The sequence below is a fragment of the Peribacillus sp. NPDC056705 genome (assembly GCF_043656335.1).
In genome coordinates, this window is record NZ_JBHTYI010000272.1 from 590 (window position 1) to 1,076 (window position 487).

Genomic DNA, 487 nt, shown 5'->3' on the forward strand with positions numbered 1-487 from the left:
GAATGGATTTATTATGTATTTGCATGTTCCATATGAAGAAATCGAAAAAAGAATCACCAACTTAACAACCAGGGGCATTGTATATCGGCGAGGGAACAGCCTCAGGGAGATCTATGAGGAAAGGGTGCCGCTTTATATGAAGTATAGTGACATTACGATCAATTGTGATAATAAGGATACTGAACAATGCGTCCGTGAGATGAAAGAGGAATGGAGAAGATTCGATACCTAGCATGCCTACCGCTCCAGAACTTAATCAAACCAATGTGTAATGGGTTCCACTCCAACAGCTGCAGCATATCCAACTGGTTCCTAACATCGCTGATCAAATCATCGAATATGCCAATTCGAAACGAAATATTGAATTAATAGAAGATCTCCGGACTCCTGGTGGGTGTAGGAGTTGACGAGGGAGACGGAGTGGATGTATACCAATGAGGAGGTTCGTTCATAGATTTCCGCAGTCTAAGATGCCGCGGTATACGAG

General features: G+C 42.9%; 1 protein-coding gene. It reads left to right on the top strand.

What is annotated here, in order from left to right:
* A partial coding sequence (locus tag ACFRAK_RS29635; protein ID WP_394573283.1) for a shikimate kinase occupies window positions 1–232 on the top strand: 232 nt, incomplete at its 5' end.
* Window positions 233–487 lie beyond the last annotated feature (255 nt).